Annotated in this window: 21 protein-coding genes and 2 pseudogenes; 2 read left to right on the top strand and 21 right to left on the bottom strand. The window is 68.9% G+C overall.

All coding sequences use genetic code 11. From position 1 onward, the window contains the following. From L1066_RS08975 to L1066_RS08935, 9 genes and pseudogenes are all read right to left on the bottom strand, one after another. Complete coding sequence (locus tag L1066_RS08975) at nucleotides 1–519, bottom strand: FxsA family protein (protein WP_235736009.1); 519 nt, start codon at nucleotides 517–519, stop codon at nucleotides 1–3. Beyond that, nucleotides 516–1,283, bottom strand: a complete 768-nt coding sequence (locus tag L1066_RS08970) for a polyprenol monophosphomannose synthase (protein ID WP_235736008.1) — start codon at nucleotides 1,281–1,283, stop codon at nucleotides 516–518. Before L1066_RS08970 ends, L1066_RS08975 begins: the two co-directional genes overlap by 4 nt. Beyond that, on the bottom strand, nucleotides 1,270–2,121 hold the full coding sequence (lnt, locus tag L1066_RS08965; RefSeq protein WP_235736007.1) for an apolipoprotein N-acyltransferase: 852 nt from the start codon (nucleotides 2,119–2,121) through the stop codon (nucleotides 1,270–1,272). The genes L1066_RS08970 and lnt overlap by 14 nt, the downstream gene beginning before the upstream one ends. Beyond that, nucleotides 2,118–2,822 (bottom strand): hypothetical protein, encoded by a 705-nt coding sequence (locus L1066_RS08960; protein WP_235736006.1) that lies wholly within the window; start codon nucleotides 2,820–2,822, stop codon nucleotides 2,118–2,120. Before L1066_RS08960 ends, lnt begins: the two co-directional genes overlap by 4 nt. A 403-nt stretch (nucleotides 2,823–3,225) precedes the next feature. Further along, nucleotides 3,226–3,615 (bottom strand): hotdog domain-containing protein, encoded by a 390-nt coding sequence (locus L1066_RS08955; RefSeq protein ID WP_235736005.1) that lies wholly within the window; start codon nucleotides 3,613–3,615, stop codon nucleotides 3,226–3,228. A 4-nt stretch (nucleotides 3,616–3,619) separates the two neighbouring features. Beyond that, nucleotides 3,620–4,366, bottom strand: coding sequence for a lysine 5,6-aminomutase subunit beta (kamE, locus tag L1066_RS08950; protein ID WP_235736004.1), 747 nt, complete (start codon nucleotides 4,364–4,366; stop codon nucleotides 3,620–3,622). Then, nucleotides 4,363–5,917, bottom strand: a pseudogene (gene kamD / locus L1066_RS08945) (lysine 5,6-aminomutase subunit alpha). Before kamD ends, kamE begins: the two are co-directional and overlap by 4 nt. Further along, nucleotides 5,917–6,708, bottom strand: coding sequence for an MDR/zinc-dependent alcohol dehydrogenase-like family protein (locus L1066_RS08940; RefSeq protein ID WP_235736003.1), 792 nt, complete (start codon nucleotides 6,706–6,708; stop codon nucleotides 5,917–5,919). Before L1066_RS08940 ends, kamD begins: the two are co-directional and overlap by 1 nt. Beyond that, a complete protein-coding gene (locus L1066_RS08935) occupies nucleotides 6,672–6,968 on the bottom strand; it encodes a hypothetical protein (RefSeq protein ID WP_235736002.1) in 297 nt (98 codons plus the stop codon). The genes L1066_RS08940 and L1066_RS08935 overlap by 37 nt, the downstream gene beginning before the upstream one ends. Before the next feature lie 138 nt (nucleotides 6,969–7,106). On the opposite strand from L1066_RS08935, the gene L1066_RS08930 reads away from it, so the two are divergent. Beyond that, on the top strand, nucleotides 7,107–8,489 hold the full coding sequence (locus L1066_RS08930; RefSeq protein ID WP_235736001.1) for a KamA family radical SAM protein: 1,383 nt from the start codon (nucleotides 7,107–7,109) through the stop codon (nucleotides 8,487–8,489). Between the two features lie 21 nt (nucleotides 8,490–8,510). Here L1066_RS08930 and L1066_RS08925 read toward each other — a convergent pair whose 3' ends face one another. Next, entirely contained in the window at nucleotides 8,511–8,966 is a 456-nt protein-coding gene (locus tag L1066_RS08925; protein ID WP_235736000.1) for an Lrp/AsnC family transcriptional regulator, read from the bottom strand. Between the two features lie 52 nt (nucleotides 8,967–9,018). Here L1066_RS08925 and L1066_RS08920 point away from each other — a divergent pair, with 52 nt between their 5' ends. Further along, nucleotides 9,019–9,954, top strand: a complete 936-nt coding sequence (locus L1066_RS08920; RefSeq protein ID WP_376707663.1) for a 5'-3' exonuclease — start codon at nucleotides 9,019–9,021, stop codon at nucleotides 9,952–9,954. Here L1066_RS08920 and L1066_RS08915 read toward each other — a convergent pair. From L1066_RS08915 to dop, 11 genes and pseudogenes are all read right to left on the bottom strand, one after another. Beyond that, a complete protein-coding gene (locus tag L1066_RS08915; RefSeq protein WP_235735999.1) occupies nucleotides 9,933–12,707 on the bottom strand; it encodes a DEAD/DEAH box helicase in 2,775 nt (924 codons plus the stop codon). The genes L1066_RS08920 and L1066_RS08915 overlap by 22 nt on opposite strands. Further along, nucleotides 12,704–13,579 (bottom strand): diacylglycerol kinase, encoded by an 876-nt coding sequence (locus L1066_RS08910; RefSeq protein ID WP_235735998.1) that lies wholly within the window; start codon nucleotides 13,577–13,579, stop codon nucleotides 12,704–12,706. Before L1066_RS08910 ends, L1066_RS08915 begins: the two co-directional genes overlap by 4 nt. 17 nt (nucleotides 13,580–13,596) lie before the next feature. Next, entirely contained in the window at nucleotides 13,597–13,992 is a 396-nt protein-coding gene (locus tag L1066_RS08905; protein ID WP_235735997.1) for a hypothetical protein, read from the bottom strand. Then, a pseudogene (gene tatC, locus L1066_RS08900) lies at nucleotides 13,989–14,761 on the bottom strand (twin-arginine translocase subunit TatC). Before tatC ends, L1066_RS08905 begins: the two are co-directional and overlap by 4 nt. A gap of 87 nt (nucleotides 14,762–14,848) precedes the next feature. Beyond that, complete coding sequence (gene tatA, locus L1066_RS26555) at nucleotides 14,849–15,106, bottom strand: Sec-independent protein translocase subunit TatA (RefSeq protein ID WP_283095340.1); 258 nt, start codon at nucleotides 15,104–15,106, stop codon at nucleotides 14,849–14,851. A 56-nt stretch (nucleotides 15,107–15,162) separates the two neighbouring features. Beyond that, complete coding sequence (locus L1066_RS08890; RefSeq protein WP_235735996.1) at nucleotides 15,163–16,242, bottom strand: FKBP-type peptidyl-prolyl cis-trans isomerase; 1,080 nt, start codon at nucleotides 16,240–16,242, stop codon at nucleotides 15,163–15,165. A gap of 81 nt (nucleotides 16,243–16,323) precedes the next feature. Then, nucleotides 16,324–17,685, bottom strand: a complete 1,362-nt coding sequence (gene pafA / locus L1066_RS08885; protein ID WP_235735995.1) for a Pup--protein ligase — start codon at nucleotides 17,683–17,685, stop codon at nucleotides 16,324–16,326. Nucleotides 17,686–17,831: 146 nt separating this feature from the next. Beyond that, the gene (prcA, locus tag L1066_RS08880) at nucleotides 17,832–18,701 is read right to left on the bottom strand and encodes a proteasome subunit alpha (RefSeq protein ID WP_235735994.1); all 870 of its coding nucleotides are present in this window, start codon (nucleotides 18,699–18,701) and stop codon (nucleotides 17,832–17,834) included. Nucleotides 18,702–18,709: 8 nt separating this feature from the next. Continuing rightward, on the bottom strand, nucleotides 18,710–19,510 hold the full coding sequence (gene prcB, locus L1066_RS08875; RefSeq protein ID WP_235736075.1) for a proteasome subunit beta: 801 nt from the start codon (nucleotides 19,508–19,510) through the stop codon (nucleotides 18,710–18,712). Nucleotides 19,511–19,551: 41 nt separating this feature from the next. Beyond that, a complete protein-coding gene (locus L1066_RS08870; RefSeq protein ID WP_235735993.1) occupies nucleotides 19,552–19,749 on the bottom strand; it encodes a ubiquitin-like protein Pup in 198 nt (65 codons plus the stop codon). Between the two features lie 9 nt (nucleotides 19,750–19,758). After that, complete coding sequence (gene dop / locus L1066_RS08865) at nucleotides 19,759–21,279, bottom strand: depupylase/deamidase Dop (RefSeq protein ID WP_235735992.1); 1,521 nt, start codon at nucleotides 21,277–21,279, stop codon at nucleotides 19,759–19,761. Nucleotides 21,280–21,319 lie beyond the last annotated feature (40 nt).

Raw genomic sequence — 21,319 nt, 5'->3', positions numbered from 1 at the left:
TCAGTCCTCCACCACCTCACCCTCGACCACGGGACCTGTCCCGTCGGGTCGGGGGTGAGTTGCGTTGGCGCCCGGGTGGGAGAACCCCGCTCCGGGGAACCCGCCCGGAGCGAAGCCGGCCGCGGGCATGCCGGAAACGAGTCTGGCCTCGACGAAGCGGGTCATCATGCCGCGTGCGAGGGGGCGCGTGAACGGCAACACCAGCAGCAGCCCGAGGATGTCGAGGACGAACCCGGGCGAAAGCATCAAGATGCCGCCTCCGAGAACCAGGATCCCGTCGGCGATCTCCCGCGACGGCATCCGGCCCTCGGCCAGGGCAGTACTGAACGCCCGGAGCGCTCGACCGCCCTCGCGCTTGATGAGCCAGCCACCCAGCAGGCTGTCGGCGATCAGGGCGACGATCGTCCACCCGACCCCGATCACCTGGCCCACCTGGATGAGCACATACAGCTCCATCAGCGGGATCACCAGGAAGAGCAGCACCGCGAGCCACAACGGGAACCGACGTCGTCGGGTCATGCCGCTTCCTCCTTGGCCGTGCGGAAGACTGCCCGACCTCGGCGCAGCCGCTCACGCAGTCCCCATCCGGTGACACGCCGCAGGGACTCCCGGGCCACGGGGCCGCTCATCTTGGAGTCGCCGCGCTCCCTCTCGATGAACTCGATCGGCACTTCGCGCAGCCGCAGGCCGAGCCGGAGCACGCGCCACACCAGGTCGGTCTGGAAGACGTAGCCGGTGGACTCGACGGTGTCGAGGACGATGGCCTCGAGGGCCGAGCGGCGGAACAGCCGGAAACCACCTGTGGCATCGCGAACGCCGATGCCGAGCAACAGACGCACGTAGAGGTTGCCACCCCGGGAGAGCAGTTGACGGCCGACCGGCCAGTTGACGACCGAACCACCCGGCACCCAACGCGACCCGAGGACGAGATCCGCGTCGCCGAGTGCGTCGAGCAGGAGGTGGAGCTGCTCCGGCTGGTGGGAACCGTCTGCATCCATCTCGCCGATCACGTCGTAGCCCATGTCGAGCGCGGCTCGGAACCCCGCGAGGTAGGCAGCTCCGAGCCCTTCCTTGCCGGCGCGGTGCAGCACGTGCACCGCGCTGTCGGAGGCGGCGAGCTCGTCGGCGATGCGGCCGGTGCCGTCGGGCGACGCGTCGTCGACGACGAGGACGTCGACCAGCGGTTGGGCGGCACGGAGCCGGCCCACGATCCACGCGAGGTTGTCGGCCTCGTTGTAGGTGGGCACGACCATCACGACGCGCCCGTGATCAGCCGTTGCCATCTGGTCCTCCCTCGCCTGCCTGCTCCCGTTGACGACGATACGTGACCCCCGCAATCACGAAGGCACCCACGCTCACGCCGACAGCGATGCGTCCGACCCACGGGCCGACGTACATCGCGGGCGGGGTGCCTTCGGCCAACCGCACCTCTGCGACGACCACGCCCTCCTCCTTGGGCGCGATGTCGGCTGCGACCTCTCCGTCGGGACCGATGATCCCGGTGCGTCCGTTGACGGCCGCCACGGCCACGGTGCGCCCGGTCTCGATCGCGCGCAAGCGAGTGATCGCGAACTGCTGCTCGATCTGCGCGGTCTCGATGAACATCGCGTTGGAGGTCTGCACGACCACCACCTCGGCCCCACGACGGACCTGGTCGACGAAGACGTCGTCATAGCCGACGTCGAAGCAGATGGCATCGGCGACCGAGAGGCCCCGTACGTCCAAGGGCGTCCTGTCGTGGCCCGCCACCATGTCACGGGGCACTTCAGCCAGCCGGCCGATGTTGCTGCCGGCCGGCAGGTACTTGCGGAAGGGGACGTACTCACCGAAGGGCACCGGATGGCGCTTGGTGTAGCGGTCGCCGGTGCCCGTGTCGGGGTCCTCAAGGATGCCCTGGTTGAGGATCTTGGCCGGATCGTCGTGGTCGACCATGGCGCCGACGAGCACCGGCGCGGCGACTGCCTGCACGGCACGCAGGATGCCGTTGCGGGTGGCAGGGTCCTCGAACGGGTCGACAGCCGTGGAGTTCTCGGGCCAGACGACCAGGTCGGGCTTCGGCTGGGAGCCGCTCCTGACCGATTCGCCCAGTTGCTCGGTGAGCCGCACGTGGTTGCGGGTCACCTCCCGATGGTGCTTGACGAGCTCGGTGCCGTCCCCGGCACATTGCCCTGCACCAGGGCAATGGTTGCGGTCCGGTCGGTGGTCCAGCGTGGCCCCAGCGCCGCGAAGAGCCCCAGGAGCAGTGCCCCGACCAGCGCACCGCCGGTGACGGGCTTCCACCGAGCTCGGATGTCGAGTGCCAGCCAGAGGAGCCCGGCCGCCGTCGCCGCGACGAGAAGGCTGACCCCGTAGCTCCCGACCCAGGGCAGCGCGGCCGCATAGGGGGTGTCGACCACCGCGAAGGACAGGCGGCCCCAAGTGAACCCGCTGAAGGGCCAGGCGCCTCGGAACACCTCGATGGCGAGCCAGATGACCGCGGACCAGACGGGCCAGCCGCGCCACCGCGAGGCGACGGCGAGCAGCGCGCCGCCCAGCGAGAGGAAGATCGCCTCGACACCGGCGAGACCCAACCACGCTGCGTCCGCGACCGCACGCATCCAGTAGATGTTGACGTACATGAAGCAAGCCCCGAAGACGAGGCCGAGCAGCGCGCCGCGCCGCGCGCGCTGACCGTGGACGGTCCACAAGAAGAGCGCCACCGCCGGCAGCGCGGACCAGAAGAAGGCGATGGGCTCGAACGCCGTGCTCAGCAGCAGACCAGCCGCTGCGGCCAGGGGGACGGATCCCGGAGCCAGCACGGGAGCAAGACGACGCCATGGCACCGGCAAAGGGTAGGCCATGCGTGGTGGCGGCATCGCAGTCCCGGGGGCGCGTCACCCGCTTCGGACCGACTCGATACCGACTGGCTGCCGACGCCGTGCCGTTGTCTAGTGCGTGGGAGCGCCCCCGGGGCCGTCTACAACTGGCGGGAGATCTCGCGGGGCGTGGTCCCGGTTCAGGCCTGGAGTGCACCTTCCCGGACTCCGCCCGCCTGCGGCTCCCGACCGCCGTACTGCCTCAACGGACCTCGGCACCATGACCCACTCCGACGGCCCCTGTCAACCGCACCCTGACCTGCACCTTTCCGCGTTTGCGCAGGTCACTTGGGGGTCAGCCGCGACGCAGAAATCGTCCCGATTCGTCGGTCCCCGGCGTGTCGCCGGATGACACGCCGTGAGGGTGCCCTCACTCGCCCGGTACCACGACCACCCCGACGGCGGTGGTGGCCAGCACCGGGTCCGTCAGGTGGTGCCCCGCGCCCGGGCGGCCGGGCCGCGGCGCACTGCGCGCGATCACGGTCGCGGTGAACCGGATCCGCCGGGACCGACGGCCGACCGTCATCACCTCGGCAACCACCTCCACGACGTCGCCGCCGTGGATCGGGGCCAGGAACCTCACCTCGTCGTAGCCTGCGAGGAGTCCTTCGTCACCGTCCGCGACCATGCACAGCTCCGTCGCTGCGTCACCGAATCGCGCCAGGCCCCACGCACCGTCGACGAGGTTGCCCGCATAGTGGGCGAGGTCATGGGAGACGTACCCGCGGTGGACCACGCGATCGCCCGCCGACGCGGTCATGCGCTCACCGCCTGCGTCGGGTTCGTCCTTCGGTCGAGCTGGTGCACCAGGTAGCTCGCCACCTCCCCGGGGTCGTCCCGCGGGCGAAGACCCGGTCCACACCCAGGTCGGCGGCCATCGACTCGTCGAACCGCGGGCCACCCACGACGAGGATCGGCCGACGCTCCGGCGGGTACGTCGCCGCGAAGGCCCGCGACAACGCCCGCGTGTTGAGCACGTGGGCATCACGTTGCGTCACGACCTGACTCACGAGGACGGCGTCGGCACCTTCCTGCTGGGCCCTGGCGACGAGGTCGGCGACTGCCACCTGGGCGCCGAGGTTCACCACCTTGATCTCGCGGTAGTACTCCAACCCCTTCTCCCCCGCCACTCCCTTGATGTTGAGGATCGCGTCGATGCCGACGGTGTGGGCGTCGGTACCGATGCAGGCACCCACCACGACCAGACGCCGGTGCAGCAGTCGCTTGATCTCGGCGTTGACCTCGGCAGGGGTCAGCAACGCGTGGTCGCGCTCCACCACGCGGACCGCGTCGGTGTCGACGAGGTGGGTGACCGAGCCGTAGACGATGAAGAACGTGTGGCCGGGACCGACGGGACGGGCGTGCGCCAGCATGGCCGGCTCCATCCCCATCGACCGTGCCAGCTGGAGGGCGGCGCCCTCGGCACGCTTGTCGTGGGCCACCGGGAGGGTGAAGCTCAGCTGCACCATGCCGTCGCCGGTGGTGTCACCGTAGGGCCGGATCAGGGTCATGACGCCTCCTCGAGGATCAGCTCGGCCGGGTTGTGGTGGCGCTCGGACCTCCGGGCCACGCCGTCTCCGCCGCGACCGGCGTCGGCAGGTCGCCGCATCCGTCCGAAGGTGCCGTCACCGATGGCCCCGAGCAGTCCGGCGTCGGTCGCCCGGACCTGCCCCAGCAGGTCGACGGCGCTCGCCAGCACCTCGTTGGCCCGCTGCTCGATGAAACCGCCCGGGGCGGGCCGGAAGTCTTCCGCCAGGCCGCCCGCGGCGTTGAGCACGTAGCACGCGTTCTGCAGCGCCAGGTCGCGATCGGAGAGCCACGGTGTCACGACCGCCTCGGTCATCATCCCGACGAGCAGGATGCTCTGCCCGGTCAGCACTCCTGCCAAGTTGAAGAAGCCGTCCAGCAGCTGGCCGCGGAAGATGTCGCCGGTCATGTGCCGGGTCGGCGGCATCCACTTCAGCGGCGCGTCCGGGAACAGGGTGCGGGCCAGGAGCGCATGGGCGAGTTCGAGCCGGAACGAGTCGGGGACGTCGGGATCGATCTCGAAGGCGTGGCCGAGCCCGAGCTGCCAGTCCTCGAGACCCGCTTCCTTGGCGAAGAACTCGTTGAGCAGCTGGCTGGTGGTGACCGTGTGGGCGTCTTCGACGGCGTCGCTGGTGGTGAGGTAGTTGTCCTCGCCGGTGTTGATGATGATGCCGGCCCGCGCGTGGATCTGGCGGCTGAAGCGTTGGTCGACGAAGGTCCGCACCGGGTTGATGTCGCGGAAGAGGATCCCGTACATCGAGTCGTTGAGCATCATGTCGAGGCGTTCCAGGCCCGCGAGCACGGCGATCTCGGGCATGCACAGCCCGGATGCATAGTTGGTGAGGCGCACGTAGCGACCGAGTTCACGGCTGGTCTCGTCGAGGGCGGCACGCATGAGGCGGAAGTTCTCCTGGGTCGCATAGGTGCCGGCGAAGCCCTCCCGCGTAGCGCCCTCCGGTACGTAGTCGAGCAGCGACTGGCCGGTCGATCGGATCACCGCGATCACGTCGGCGCCGGCCCGCGCTGCGGATTGGGCCTGGGGATGTCCTCGTGGATGTCACCGGTGGCCACGATCAGGTAGATCCATGGGCGTCGAGGTGCATCCCCGACCGTGCGCACCAGATGTTCGCGCTCGACCCGGGCCCGGTCGATGCGGGCGATCCCGGCAGCCACCGCGGCGCGGGACTGTCGACGTACCTCATCGTCGGCGGCCGGCGGTGGCAACTCGAAGCGGACCGCACCGACTGCCGCCTTGGCCGCGAGCTCGGCGAGGTCGCCCGCCTCATGGCGTCGCAGCGCGTCCCAGACGGGCAGCGCGACCCCGTGCTCGAGCCCGATCTGGTCGACGACGGACTCGACGAGGTGGTTGACCCAAGGCACCCCGGCGTGGTCGGCCCCCGTAGTCCGCCGAGACGGAGCAGGGCGCGCTCGACCGACGTCGTGGTGTGGGAGCGGGCGAGGTCGACGATCGGACCGCCGACCTGTGCCGCCAGCGCACGGGCAGCCACGACCTGGGCGGGATCGAGGGTGATCATCAGAGCCTCCTGGTGAAGAGTCGTCGTACGCCGGGGTTCGAGCGATAGAGGTCCAGGGCCAGGTCGGCGTGGCCGGGGACGTAGCCGTTGCCGATCAGCATCGTCACGTCGGCCGCCAGGCCTTCGGCACCCAGCGCCGCGGCGGAGAAGGACGTGGCCATGGAGAAGAAGACGATCGTGCCGCCGGCGGCGGTCGCCAGGATCGCCCCGGCCTCGCAGCCTGGGGCATCGACGCACACGATCGTGAGCTCACCGGGATCGCCCACCCGCAGGAGTGCGTCACGCAGCGCCAGTGGATCCGACGCATCGGCGACGACCACTGCGTCAGCGAGGCCCGCACCGAGCAGTGCCCGTCGTTCGCCGTCGTCGCGTACGACGCCCACGAGATGCTTCGCCCCGGCTCGCCTGGCCGCGGCGAGGCTGAGCGAGCCAGACTTGCCCGCGCCACCCAGCACGGTCACGCTCGAGCACCGTTGCCGGGCGACGAGTCTGGCGGTGAGCGCGGGTGCGCCGCAGACGTCGAGGACGGCGAGCGCCTCCGCGTCGGAGAGGTCCTCCGGGAGCACCGCTGCGATGCTGCGGCCGAAGAGCACTGCATGACCTGCCGCAGGCACCTGCTCGGAGCGACCGTCCCAGCGGGCGAGGTCGTCAGTGATGTGCAGCGGCGTGAGGGTGAGGGAGACCAGGGTGGCCACGCGTTGGCCGACCCGGACACCGAGGAGGGACTCGTCACCGACCTCCAGCACGGTGCCGATCAGCATCCCACCGGAGCCGGTGACCGGATTCTGCATCTTGCCTCGTGATCGCACGATGTCGAGGACAGCCTGACGCACGGCGGCGCCGTCGACGACCTCCCCACGGAACTGGCCTCGGCAAGTTGCCGGTAGGAGGCGGCGTCGAGGTTGATCCGCTCGACGGCGAGCAGCACCTCGTCTGCGGTGAGCAGGGGCGAATCGTCTAGACGCTGGGCCGCCTGCGGCAGCACCGGAGCCTCGTCGAGCACCCGATGCCGTCCGGTGGGATCACTGATGTGCGTACGTTCCGTCAGCATCGCCAACCTTTCGCCGGATATCTTGCGGCCAGTTGGTGGACAGGCCGCAATATCTCTCTCTACTGTGGCAGATAGGTGGCGCCCGTCACAAGCGTTCGCGCCGCCGACCCGCCCGACCGGGAGCCAGGAGGAGATCCGATGTCCGTCGCACCGCTCGCTCAGCCCCACGTCGTCCAGCCCTACCGCTACGTCCGGCGCGACCTCGTCGAGCCGGACTGGCGCCGCTTCCCGGGGTGGCGGTCGGTCGGCATCGACGAGTGGCGTTCGGCTCAGTGGCAACGGGCGCACTGCGTGAAGTCCGTGGCTCAGCTCAAGCAGGTGTGGGGCGATCTCGTCGACGAGACCTTCTATGACGACCTGCGCCGTGACCAGCGCGAGCACGCCACCATGTCGATGCTGCTGCCACCGCAGATGCTCAACACGATGGTCCCCGAGAGCCCGTTGCACGACTCCTCCTGGACCGAGGCGCTCCTGGCCGACCCGATCCGTCACTACATGCTGCCCGTCCACAGCGACCGGCGTACCGACTGGCCGTCCCACCCCTACGCCACCCGCGACTCCCTGCACGAGCACGACATGTGGGTGGCGGAGGGACTCACCCACCGCTACCCCACCAAGGTGCTCGCCGAGCTGTTGTCCACCTGCCCGCAGTACTGCGGGCACTGCACCCGGATGGACCTCGTCGGCAACTCCACCGACACGGTGCAGAAGCTCCGCCTGGCCGGGCGCCCCGACGACCGGCTCGACGGCATCCTCGACTACCTACGCCGGACCCCCGAGGTCCGAGACGTGGTGGTCTCCGGCGGTGACGTGGCCAACCTGCCGTGGCCGCGCCTGGAGCGTTTCCTGACCGACCTCCTGGCGCTCGACAGCATCCGCGACATCCGGCTGGCCACGAAGGCCCTCATCGGGCTGCCCCAGCACTGGTTGCAGCCTGAGGTGGTGGCCGGCGTCCACCGGGTCGCGGGGCTGGCCCGGACCGGCGGCGTCGCCCTGGCGATCCACACCCACACCAACCACCTCCACTCGGTCACACCGCTGGTGGCGGAGGCGTCGAGGGCACTGCTGGAGGCCGGCGTGCGCGACGTCCGCAACCAGGGTGTGCTCCTGGCCGGGGTCAACGCCGACTCCCACGACCTGCTGGACCTCTGCTTCGGCCTGCTCGACGGCGCCGGCATCACGCCCTACTACTTCTACATGTGCGACATGATCCCCAACGCCGAGCACTGGCGGATCTCCGTGGCGCACGCCCAGCAGCTGCAGCACGAGATCATGGGCTACTTGCCGGGATTCGCCACGCCGCGCATCGTCTGTGACGTGCCGTTCGTGGGGAAGCGCTGGGTGCACCAGGTCACCGACTACGACCGTCGACGCGGGATCTCGCAGTGGGCGAAGTACTACCGGACGACGGTCGACGCCACCGACGTGGCCGCGCTCAACCGGACCCACCCCTACTACGACCCGATCCACACCCTGGACGCGGAGGGTCGGGAGTGGTGGCACCGGCAGCCACGGCCCTGAGCCGAGTGGCGACGTACCGGCTCAGTCGTCGGCGACGCCGGTGGTCACCGGTCGGTTCTCGAAGGCGGTCGAGAGCACGATCGTGGTGCGCGTGGCCACGTTCGCCGCGCCCCGGATCCGCGCCAACAGGGCTTCCAGGTCGCTGGGCATCGCCACTCGGACCTTGAGGATGTAGGACTCCTCCCCCGCCACCGACCAGCAGCTCTCGATCTCGGCGATGTCCGCGAGCCGCTCCGGGTAGTCGTCGGGTTGCGAGGGATCGATCGGGGTGATGGAGATGAAGGCCGTGAGCGGAAGACCCACCTGCTCGTGATCGATCGTGGCGCCGTACCCCTTGATCAGGCCGCGGCTCTCGAGGCGCTTCACCCGCTGGTGCACCGCGGAAGTGGAGAGGCCCGTCGCCTTGCCGAGGTCGGTGTAGGACATGCGACCGTCCGTGGCCAACAGGGTCAGGATCTTGCGGTCTGTGATCTCCACGCGGGTGATCCTAGTCGGACACCTGAGCAGGGCCTGCTGTCAGACTGGGCCCGTGACGACTCCACGGCTGATGCTTCTTGACACTGCGAGCCTCTATTTCCGGGCGTTCTTCGGCGTCCCCGACTCGATGCGCGCGCCGGACGGCACCCCCGTCAACGCGGTCCGGGGGCTGATGGACTTCATCAGTCGCCTCACCGACGAGTACCGACCCACCCACCTGGCGTGCGCCTGGGACAACGACTGGCGACCGCAGTGGCGTGTCGACCTGATCCCCTCCTACAAGGCCCACCGGGTCGTTGCAGAACGGCCGGGCGCGGCGCCGGACGTGGAGGAGGTCCCCGACCCGCTGCAGGTCCAGGTCCCCGTGATCCGCGAGGTGCTCGCGGCGCTGGGCATCGCCGTCGTGGGAGCTGACGAGATGGAGGCCGACGACGTGATCGGCACCCTCGCCACCGGAGCGGGGATGCCGGTCGACGTGGTCACCGGCGACCGCGACCTCTTCCAGCTGATCGACGACGCAGCCCGGGTGCGGGTGCTCTATACCGCGCGCGGCGTCGGTAGGCACGAACGCCTGACTGCCCACGAGGTCGTCGAGAAGTACGGCGTGCTCCCGGAGCAGTACGCCGACTTCGCCACCTTGCGAGGGGACACCTCCGACGGCCTGCCGGGTGTGAAGGGCGTCGGCGAGAAGACCGCAGCGGCGCTCCTGCTCGCGCACGGGGACCTCACCGGCATCCGCGCTGCCGCAGCGGACTCGACCAGCTCGATCGCGCCGGGAGTCCGGGCAAAGCTGGCCGCAGCGGCTCCCTACCTCGACGTCGCGCCGCGCGTGGTCGCCGTACGCCGCGACCTCGACCTGGGCGATCTCGACCTCACGTGGCCCAGCGGCCCGGCGGACCCGAGTGCCTTCGCCGCACTCACCGAGCAGTGGGGCCTCGGCAGTTCGGCCGAGCGGATCCTCGCGGCTCAGTCAGCCACCGCCGAGTAGGCGACGACGCCGCGTCGAATGGCGTCGACGACTCCCCGGGCTGTGCTCCGCACGGGCGAGTCGCCCGCCGCGTTGGCCACCTGCAGGCTGAGGTCGATGAGCTGTTTGATCCAGCGCACGAAGTCCCCCGCAGCCAGGTCGATCACGTTCAACACCTCGTCGAGGTCATCCCCCGATGCCCACCGGTGGGCGGCCCAGGCGAAGCCCGAGTCCGGCTCCCGCAGGAAGTCGACGTGGTGGGCACGCTCGACGGCCTCGAGCTCGCCCCAGAGCCGCACGGCGTCACCCAGCCCCTCACGCACCGTCTCGGACGGCATCCGGGGAGCCCGCGCGTCGTCGGGGCGGCGCGCTTCGAAGACGAGGCTGGAGAGCACGGCCGCAAGCTCCGGTACGTCGAGGTGGTCCCACTGGCCGCGACGCAGTGCCTCTGCTGCCACCAGGTCCAGATCGGAATGGATGCGGCGCAGCGGATTGCCGGTCGGCGTCACCTGGTCGCCGTCGAGGTAGCCCAACGTGTCGAGCACCTCACAGACCCGGTCGAACTGCCGCGCGATGGAGTTGCTGCGGTTCTCGACGCGGCGACGCAGGGTGCGGGCATCGCGGTCGAGGCGGAACCACCGCTCTGCCCAGCGGGCGTGGTCCTCCCGGTCGGGGCATTCGTGGCAGGGGTGGGCCTTCAGCTCCGCACGGAGCCTCGCGACCTCGTCGGAGACGGCCGCGCCGCCCTTCGGGCGTCCCGCGCCGGGGCCGCCCCGCTCGGGCAACCCGTAGGACTTCGCCTTGAGCGCCTCGGCCAGATCGCGGCGCTGCTGCGGGTTGCGGGGACTGAAGTGCTTGGGCACCCTCATCCGGCCCAGTGCCTCGACGGGAGTCGGGAAGTCGTGCACGTTGAGCCGCCGGGCGTGGCGATCGGCGGTCAGCACGTGGGGCCGGATCTCGTCGCCGAGGCCCGGGTCGAGGATGACGGCCAGACCGGCGTACTTCCCGGCTGGAACTCGGATGATGTCGCCGATCCTGAGCTTGTGCAGGGAGGCCGTGGCCTCCGCCCACTGGTCCTGACGCCTCGCGCGGGAGCCTTCCTTCTCGGCGTCGCTGATGCGGCGGCGCAAGGAGGCGTACTCCATGAAGTCTCCCCGCTCACAGGCGGCGGCCTCTGCGTATCCGCTCAAGGCGTCCTCGCTCTTGCGGAGCTGCCGGGCGAGGCCGACCACTGCCTTGTCGGCCTGGAACTGGGCGAACGAGGACTCGAGCAGCTCCCGAGAACGCTCACGGCCGAACTGGTGGACCAGGTTGACCGCCATGTTGTAGCTGGGCCGGAAGGACGAGCGCAACGGATAGGTGCGCGTGGCCGCGAGTCCGGCGAGCTCCTTGGGGTTCATCCCCTGCTGCCAGAGCACCACTCCGTGGCCCTCGATGTCGAGGCCACGTCGCCCCGCCCGGCCGGTGAGTTGGGTGTATTCGCCCGGGGTGAGCATGACGTGGTTCTCGCCGTTCCACTTCACGAGCTTCTCGATCACCACGGTGCGGGCCGGCATGTTGATGCCCAGCGCCAGCGTCTCGGTGGCGAAGACCACCTTGCAGAGCCCGCGGACGAACAGCTCCTCCACACACTCCTTGAAGGTCGGCAGCATCCCGGCATGGTGGGCGGCGACGCCTCGGCTCAGACCCTCGAGGAACTCAGCGAAACCCAGGACCTTGAGGTCCTCGTCAGGCAGGTGGCTGCACTGGTCTCGCACGAACCGGATGATCTCGTCGCGCTCCGCCGACGTGGTCAGCCGGATCCCCGCGTCCAGGCACTGGGTGACGGCCGCATCGCAACCGACCCGGCTGAAGATGAAGCAGATCGCCGGCAGCAGACCCTCCGCGTCCAGCCGCGAGACGACCTCGTGACGCAGCGGCATCGGAATCCGCCGCCCCTGCGGCCTCGAACCACGGCCTCGGTTGCTGCGCTTGTCGCGACGGTCGTTCAACCGGGTGCTGGCGAAGTCGTCTCGCGCGACCTTGAGCAGTTGGGGGTTCACCTTGGCACCCTCGGTGACGAAACCCTCCTTGGAAGCACGCTCGGACGAGGCGAAGAGGTCATGGATCCGCCGCCCCACCATCACGTGCTGGAAGAGCGGCACCGGTCGCCGCTCCTCGACGATCGTGGCGGTCTCGCCACGGACCGTCGCCAACCACTCGCCGAACTCCTCGGCATTGGAGACCGTGGCGCTCAGGGAGATCACGCTGACGCTCTCGGGGAGATGGATGATCACCTCTTCCCAGACCGCACCGCGCATCCGGTCGGCGAGGTAGTGGACCTCGTCCATCACCACGAAGCCGAGACCGGTGAGCGCCGTCGACCCGGCATAGAGCATGTTGCGCAGCACTTCCGTGGTCATCACGACCACCGGAGCATCGCCGTTGATGGTGTTGTCGCCGGTGAGCAGGCCGACCTTGTCAGCGCCGTATCGCTCGACCAGGTCGTGGAACTTCTGGTTGCTCAGCGCCTTGATCGGAGTGGTGTAGAAGGCCTTGCGTCCGGTCGCCAGCGCCATGTGGACGGCGAACTCCCCCACGACCGTCTTGCCGGAGCCGGTCGGTGCGGCGACGAGCACGCCCTTCCCGGCCTCGACCTCCTTGCAGGCACGCATCTGGAAGTCGTCGAGAGCGAAGTCGAACTGATCGGCGAACTCCGCGAAGACCGGGTGCTCCTGGGCCGCCCGGAAACGGGCGTAACCCTCCGCCGGTCCGGGGCGATCCGCCGTACTCATGCGAACACCTCCAGCGCGCCGGGCACCGCGCGCACGGTGAGCGGCAGCGCTGCGATTCGTTCGCCGTCGGCATATCCGACGATTCCCGGGGCGGCGACGGTCACCTGACGCACCAGGTGACGTTCGTAGAGCGGGTGCGACACGTGAGTCCCCTTGAAGAGCTTGGGATAGGTGCGCACCAGTTCGGTGCGCGACATGGGCTTGATCAGGACGACGTCGAGCAGGCCGTCATCGAGCTGCGCGCCGGCGCAGATCTGGAGCCCGCCCCCGAAGGACGGGCCGTTTCCGACCGCCACCAGCATCGCCTCCGTGGCGACGCGGCGGCCGTCGAGTTCCAGCTGGTAGGGCAGGGCCCTGAAGGTGCGCAACTCGGCCACCGTCGCGATGTTGTAGCGCATCTGACCGCGGGGCCAGCGCATGGCGTTGGCCCGCTCGTTGACGATCGCGTCGAAGCCGGCCGCCAACACGGTGGCGAACCACCGCTCACCGCTACGGGCAAGATCGAGGGTGCGGGTGTGGCCCGCCGCCACCACCCGCGCGGCCGCCACGGGATCCCGGCGTGGGAGGCCAGCACTCCGGGCGATGTCGTTGCCGGTCCCGGCAGGAATGATCCCCAGCGGCACTCCGGTCCCGGCGACCACCTGCAGTGCCGTGTGGACGAGCCCGTCGCCACCGACGGCGATCACCGCTCGGCAGCCGGGACGTACGGCGGCCCGCAGCCTGGCCTCGGCGTCTGCTGCGTCCGAGCCCATCAGCAGCCTCACCCGGTGGCCGGCTGCCTCCAGCACAGGGAGTGCGGCAGTCGCTGCTCGGGCGCCCCGGCCCTTCCCCGACGTGGGGTTGACCAGCACCATGGTTTCGGGATCGGCCACGCTTCGACAGTAGTCGATCAAGCCTCGGGCTCGAGGGTGCCCAGCCGGATCGCGGCGACGTAGTGGTCGGGGTGGGCGCCCACCGCCCGGGCCAGGCGCTCGAGGATCAGCATCACCCGGGCCGACGAGAACGCCGACCCCGGCGAGACGAGGGTGAGCTCTCCGTCGACCTCCATGAGGTCGACCTCGCCGTTGTGCCAGGTGAGGTGGACCCGCTCCCGGACCTCTGCTTCGGCAAGGGCGTGCGGCCAGGCCTGGTCGATCGCCAACAGGTTGCAGGCCAGCGGCTCGACCTCCGGGGCCGACAGCTCCCCGTGGATCAGGTGCCCACCGCGCTCGGTGCGCAGTGCCCGCCAGGTGACCTCCGACGTACCCAGCCACTCCGGTAGGTCGAACGGGTCAACGGGCGTCACAGCGGTGACGCCTGGTCGTCGGCCCACTTGTCGGTGCCTTGGGGGCGCTTGGCGCGCCAGCGGTCCACGGACCGGGTGATGGCCTCGGAGAGCAGGAAGAGCAGCGTCATGGTGAGTCCGAGGGCAGTCATCGCGAAGGGGTCGGTGGACGGCGTGGCCACTGCCGCGAAGACGAAGGTGCCGACGATGATCCACGAACGGTGCTTGGCGATCTGTCGCCCCGAGACCACGCCCGCCAGGTTGAGCATCACCACAAAGAGCGGGATCTCCATCGCGATGCCGAAGACCAGCAGCATCCGGGTGAAGAAGGAGAAGTACTCCTCGAACTCCACGAGGTTGGTCATCCCGCCGGGGGTGAACCCGATGAGCACCTCGAGGCCGCGCGGCAGCACGTAGTAGCCGAGCAGGACACCCCCAGGAACAGGGGACCGGCCACGGCCACGAACACCCGGGTCCACTTGCGCTCCCGCGGGTGCAGACCCGGCATCAGGAACGCCCACAGCTGGTAGAGCCAGTAGGGGCTGCTCACGACCACCGCTGCCACACCACTGAGCTTGAGGTTCAGCATCAGCGGCCCCGTCGCGCCCCTGACGTAGGCCTCGGTCTGAACCTTCTGCTTGAGCTGCTCCCGGGCGTCGTTGTAGGGCGACATGACGAGGTCCAGCAGCTCGTCGTAGAAGAACAGGGCGACGCAGAACGCCACCAGCAGCACGAGGAAGCACCGGATCAGGCGAGCACGGAACTCGCGCAGATGATCCGAGAGGACCATCTGTCCGTCGTCACCGACCGGGTGCTTGGGAGCGCCTCGAAGCAGGTCGACAAGGCCGGCGACGCGCACCAAGGGAGGTCTTCGCGCTCAGGAGTTGTCGCGGCGGGTCTCCGGGTCGACGGCGGACTTGCCCGTCTCGCCCGGCGTGCCCTCGGGGAGTTCCCCAGCAGCGTTGTCGTTGTCGTCGTCGTTGAGACCCTTGGTCTCGGCCTTGAAGATGCGGAGCGCGCGGCCGCTGCCCCGAGCGAGCTCGGGCAACTTGGAGGCGCCGAAGAGCAGCACGACCACAGCGAGGATGATCAGCATTTCCGGCGTGCCGAGGCTTCCGATGAGCGGTGCAGTCATGACGTCCTCATGTCGTGGGTGGTGATGGGTGCCAGTCTACGCGCGTGGCGTGAGACTCAGGCGACGGCCAGCACGTCGATGACGAAGACGAGATCCTCGTTGGGGCCGATGGCCTGCCCGTCGCCCGAGTCAGGGCTGCCGTCCTTGCCGTAGGCGAGGGCGGACGGGATGACCAGCATCACGCGGCTTCCGGCCTTCACGCCCTTGAGTCCCTGGACCCAACCGTCGATGACAGCGCCCTTGGCGATCGTGGCGAGGCTGCCGTTGAGGCCCGGCACCGCCGCGTCGTAGTTGCCGTCGAACGACTTCTTCTTGCCCCACGACTGACCGAGGTAACGCATCGCGATCTGGTCGCCGTTGGTGATGGCCGGACCGTCGCCCTCCACCATGGTCAGCACCCGCAGGTCGTCGCCGGCCTTCTTGGGGGCCTTCGAGAAGTCGAGCCCGGTGACCTTGCCGTCCTTCTCCACCACTTCGGGCGCGTTCTTGGGCTGCTTCGCGCCGGAGGCGTCCAGCTGGGGCTCGATGCGGTTGACCACGTCGATGACGAAGACCGTGGTGTCTTCGTTGCCGATGTTGTAGTCGGCGCCGCCCAGACCGAACGCGTCCTCGCCGGGAGAGCTGACCAGCACTCGGGAACCCACGGGCTGGCCGACGATGCCGTCATAGATCGGCTTCAACGTGCCGTCCGAAGTCACCTGGATCATCTCGGAGGCCGGCTTCTCGTCACCGGCGGCGCTGAGTGTGCCCTCGGTGTCCCCGGAGTCGTCCTGCGTGCTCTCGTCCGGAGCCGGGGTCTGCGTCGACTCCTCGGCGGAGTCCTCTGCTTTGGCTGCCATCTGGCTCTCCCACGAGGATGTCGCGACCGCGCCGGTGTAGCCGTTGCCGACGTAGACACTGATCAGAGCGATGTCGCCCGGCTCGACGACGTCACCGTCACCCTCCTCGAGCACCTCGGTGGTGACCTCCTTGACGACGTACGGCGTCTCGTACGTCACGTCGGGAGCCTCACCGAAGGCACCGGAGACCGCGACCGAGCCCGACTCCCCCGCGTCGTTGTCGTCATCGGACCCACATGCCGCGAGGGCAGGGACGAGCAGGCAGAGCAGGGCCACACCGGAGGAGAGACGACGCAAGGCAAGTCACCTGTTCAATCGAGGGAAATCAGCAGCCAAAGCCTAGACGACCCGACCCAGCCGACGTGCAGCAGCGGTGACTCACATCCCGTCGATGAGCCGCTCGACCCGTTCATCCGTGGCCCGGAACGGGTCCTTGCAGAGCACCGTGCGCTGCGCCTGGTCGTTGAGCTTCAGGTGCACCCAGTCGACGGTGAAGTCACGGCGCTTCGCTTGCGCCTGCTTGATGAAGTCGCCACGGAGTCGGGCCCGGGTGTGCTGCGGCGGGATGCTCTTGGCACGGAACGTCGCCAGATCGGTGGTGACTCGGCTCACCGCGCCGGCACGCTGCAGCAGGTAGTAGAGCCCCCGGTCGCGGCGGATGTCGTGGTAGGCGAGGTCGAGCTGGGCGATGCGTGCATCGCCGAGCGACATGTCGTGCTTGGCGCGGTAGCGGTCGATGAGCTTCCACTTGATCACCCAGTCGATCTCGCGCTCCACCAGCGACCAGTCCCCGGACTCGATCGCCTTCAGTCCGCGCTCCCACAGGTCGAGGGCCCGCACCGTGACGTCATCGTGGAGTTCCCTGCGGTCGGCGAAGTCGCGGGCCCGCTGGAGGTACTCCCCCTGGATCTCGAGGGCGCTGGCCTCGCGTCCGTTGGACAACCGCACCGGCTTGCGTCCCGTCACGTCGTGGGAGATCTCCCGGATCGCTCGGATGGGGTTCTCCAGGCTGAGGTCCCGCATCACCACGCCCTCCTCGATCATCCTCAGCACGAGGTGGCAGCTCGCGACCTTGAGCAGCGTGGTGGTCTCCGACATGTTGGAGTCGCCCACGATCACGTGCAGTCGACGGTAGTGCTCCGCATCTGCGTGCGGCTCGTCGCGCGTGTTGATGATCGGCCGGCTGCGGGTGGTGGCGCTGGAGACGCCCTCCCAGATGTGTTCGGCACGCTGGCTGATGGAGTAGGACGCGCCGCGGGGCGTCTGGATGATCTTGCCGGCGCCGACGAGCAGCTGCCGGGTGACCAGGAACGGGATCAGGACGTCGGCGAGTCGGCTGAACTCGCCGGCGCGGCCGACCAGATAGTTCTCGTGGCAGCCGTAGGAGTTGCCGGCCGAGTCGGTGTTGTTCTTGAAGAGATAGATGTCGCCGGCCACCCCTTCGTTGTGCAGTCGCTCCTCGGCGTCGACGAGAAGGCCCTCGAGGGTCCGCTCCCCCGCCTTGTCATGCGTGACGAGCTCGATGACGTCGTCGCACTCAGGCGTGGCGTATTCGGGATGGCTGCCCACGTCGAGGTAGAGGCGGGCTCCGTTGCGCATGAAGACATTGCTGCTGCGCCCCCACGAGACCACCTTGCGGAAGAGGTAGCGGGCGACCTCGTCAGGGCTCAGCCGCCGCTGTCCCTTGAACGTGCACGTGACCCCGTATTCGTTCTCGATTCCGAAGATCCGGCGCTCCATGACCCAACCCTAGTGGGCCGCGCCACATCGCGGGGCCGTCCGCGCCGACAATGCAGGCACTCGTCTGCAACCAGGCCTGGCGCACCACCCGCTGATCGAGCCTGTCGAGACCCCACCGACGGACCTAGGCCGACAGCACCGACGGATCACCCCTCGGGCGGTGGGGCGACGGGCGGCTCTCCCGTCAGCGGATCCTCCAACGGAGGCGTGCCCCCACTGACGACGTCGGTCGGGTCGCTGGGATCGTCGACACCCGTCACCTGGGACGGCGCGTGGATGGCCAGGTCCTCGTCACTGGGCCCGTCAGGCGTCTCCGCACCCCGGTCCCCCAGCAGGTCGCGCAACTTGTCGCCCGTGATCCGGCGGAACTTGCGCGGCTGGTTGCGAGTCCGGTCGAGGATGGCGATCTCGAGGTCGTCCACCGGGATCACCCGGGGGTCCTTGTCGGTCTGCCCCAGGGCAGCGACGGCGACGGAGACCGCGGCGGCAAGGTCGCCGCCCGGCTCGTAGTGCTCCTTGAGGTGGCGGCCCACGGGCTCGGCATTGCCGCCCATGACGGCGTAGCCGTGCTCATCGGCGACCATGCCCTCGAAGGTGAGACGGAAGATCTTGTCGTCCTCCGCACGGTCACCGATCTCAGCGACGAAGATCTCGACCTCGTAGGGCTTCTCACCACCGCTGGAGAAGATCGTGCCGAGCGTCTGCGCATAGGCGCCAGCAAGGCCCTGGCCGGTGACGTCGCGCCGGTCGTAGGCGTAGCCACGCATGTCGGCCATCCGGACGCCGGCGATGCGGAGGTTCTCGAACTCGTTGTAACGACCCACCGCCGCGAAGGCGATCCGGTCATAGAGCTCGGAGATCTTGTGCAACGCCTGTGAAGGGTTCTCGGATGCCAACAGCACGCCCTCGTCGTACTGGAGGGCGACCAGCGCGCGACCGCGGGTGACTCCCTTGCGGGCGAAGTCGGCCCGGTCCTTCATGAGTTGCTCGGGCGAAACGTAGAACGGGGTGCTCATGGGTGTCCTCAGTTCAGCGGAGCGGCAGGGCCGTCGGGTCGTTGCATCCGGCCGGCGATGACCCGGTCGGCGACCTGGGCGACCTCGTCATCGCTCAGGCGGCGGCCGCCGTCGGCGGTGATGACGTGGACCACGGGGAAGATCCGGCGTGCCAGATCGGGGCCGCCAGTGGCGGAATCGTCGTCGGCGGCGTCGTAGAGTGCCTGCACCAGCGCCGTCACGCAACCGTCCTCGTCGAGGTCTTCGCGGTAGAGCTTCTTGAGCGATCCACGGGCGAAGAGCGAGCCGGAACCCACGGCGTGGAAGGCAGTCTCCTCGTAACGCCCACCGGTCACGTCGTAGGAGAAGATCCGGCCGGTGCCGGCTCGGTCGTCCCAACCCGCGAAGAGCGGCACCACGGAGAGGCCCTGCATGGCCATCCCGAGGTTGGAGCGGATCAAGGCAGCCAGGCGGTTGGCCTTGCCGTCGACGGAGAGCGTGGTGCCTTCGATCTTCTCGTAGTGCTCGAGCTCGGTCTGGAAGAGCCGGATCATCTCGACGGCAAGTCCCGCCGTTCCCGCGATTCCGGCACAGCTGAACTCGTCGGTCGGGAAGACCTTCTGGATGTCGCGCTGAGCGATGATGTTGCCCATCGTGGCCCGGCGGTCGCCGGCCATGATCACGCCGCCCTCGAAGGTCGCGGCGACGATGGTGGTGCCATGGGGAGCCAGGTCCGCAGCCGAACCTGCGGGCAGCGACCTGTTGGCAGGCAGCAGCTCGGGGGCGTGGTCGGAGAGGAAGTCGGCGAAGGACGAATTGCCGGCGGCCATGAAGGCGTCGGGCAGACGCCCGGCGCCGGCCTGCGCGCGGCTCACTCGCCACCCTTCTGGATGAACGACTTCACGAAGTCCTCTGCATTGGTCTCGAGGACATCGTCGATCTCGTCGAGCAGAGCGTCGATGTCTTCGTCGAGCTGTTCCTTGCGCTCGGCGAGATCGGTGGTCTCCTCGACCTCTTCCGACGTCGTCTCCTCGGAAGACCGCTTGGGTTGCTTGTGCTCCTGGGCCATGTCCCCACCCTATCCAGTCGGTCGTTGTGTCAAGGCACGGAAGAGCTCTTCGGCCGTGTCGCAGCGGTCGATCAACGCGCCCACGTGCTTGCGGGTCCCCCGGAGCGGGTCCATCGTGGGCACTCGCTGCAGCGCCTCCTTGCCCGGGAGGTCGAAGATCACCGAATCCCAGGAGGCCGCCGCGACTCCGTCGGAGAACTTGTCGAGCACCTTGCCGCGGAAGTAGGCACGGGTGTCGACCGGAGGCTCGTGCACCGAGAGCTCGACCTCCACGGGATCGATCAACCGTTCCATCCGGCCACGCTGCACCAGCCGGTGGTGCAGGCCGCGCTCGGGCCGGATGTCGGCGTACTGCAGATCGATCAGCTGCAACTTGGAGTCACTCCACTCCAGGCCGTCACGCTGGCGGTACTGCTCGAGGAGGCCGAGCTTCGCGACCCAGTCGAGCTCACGCGCACATTCCATCGGATCACGCTCGAGGCGGTTGAGCACCGACTCCCAGCGCGCGAGCACGTCGCGGGTCTGGGCGTCGGCGTCGTCACCGAGACGCTCCTGCACGAACTTGCTCGCCAGCTCCAGGTATTCGAGCTGCAACTGGACCGCAGTGACCTCCCGGCCGTTCGCCAACCGCACCGTACGACGGCACGTGGGGTCGTGCGAGATGGCCCGGAGCGAGGCAACCGGAGTGGCCAGGGACAGCTCCTGGGTGATGTAGCCGGCCTCGATCATCGCCAGCACCAACGAGGTGGTGCCCACCTTGAGGTAGGTGGAGACCTCCGACAGGTTGGCGTCGCCGATGATCACGTGGAGCCGGCGATACTTCGCCGGGTCGGCGTGCGGCTCGTCGCGGGTGTTGATGATCGGCCGCTTGAGGGTCGTCTCCAGCCCGACCTCGACCTCGAAGAAGTCGGCGCGCTGACTGATCTGGTAGGCGTGCTCGCTGCCGTCCTGCCCGACCCCGAGTCTTCCCGCACCGCACACGACCTGACGGGTGACGAAGAACGGCGTCAGGTGCTTGACGATGTCAGCGAACGGGGTCGAGCGCCGCATCAGGTAGTTCTCGTGGGAGCCGTAGGAGACACCCTTGTTGTCGGTGTTGTTCTTGTAGAGCTGGATCGGCGCGGCCCCCGGGATCTGGGCGGCCAGACGCGATGCCTCGAGCATCACCAACTCCCCCGCCTTGTCCCACTTGACGACGTCGAGCGGCGAGGTCACCTCGGGGGTCGAGTACTCCGGGTGGGCGTGGTCGACGTAGAGACGGGCACCGTTGGTGAGGATGACGTTGGCCAGCCCGAGGTCCTCGTCGGTGAGCAGACCGGGATCTGCCTTGTCACGGGAGAGGTCGAAGCCGCGCGCGTCACGCAGCGGCGCCTCCTCCTCGAAGTCCCACCGGGCCCGCCGGGCCCGCTGAGCACTGGCCGCGTAGGCGTTCACGATCTGGCTGGAGGCGGTCATCGGGTTGGCGTGCGGCTGTCCCTGCACGGAGATGCCGTACTCGACCTCGGTGCCCATCACCCTTCGGACGCTCATGTTTGCGACCCTACCCACCCGGTGGTGCTGGTGGGGAGAT

Source organism: Nocardioides alcanivorans (assembly GCF_021555175.1).
Lineage (GTDB): Bacteria > Actinomycetota > Actinomycetes > Propionibacteriales > Nocardioidaceae > Nocardioides > Nocardioides alcanivorans.
This window is presented reverse-complemented; position numbering and strand designations above follow the sequence as displayed.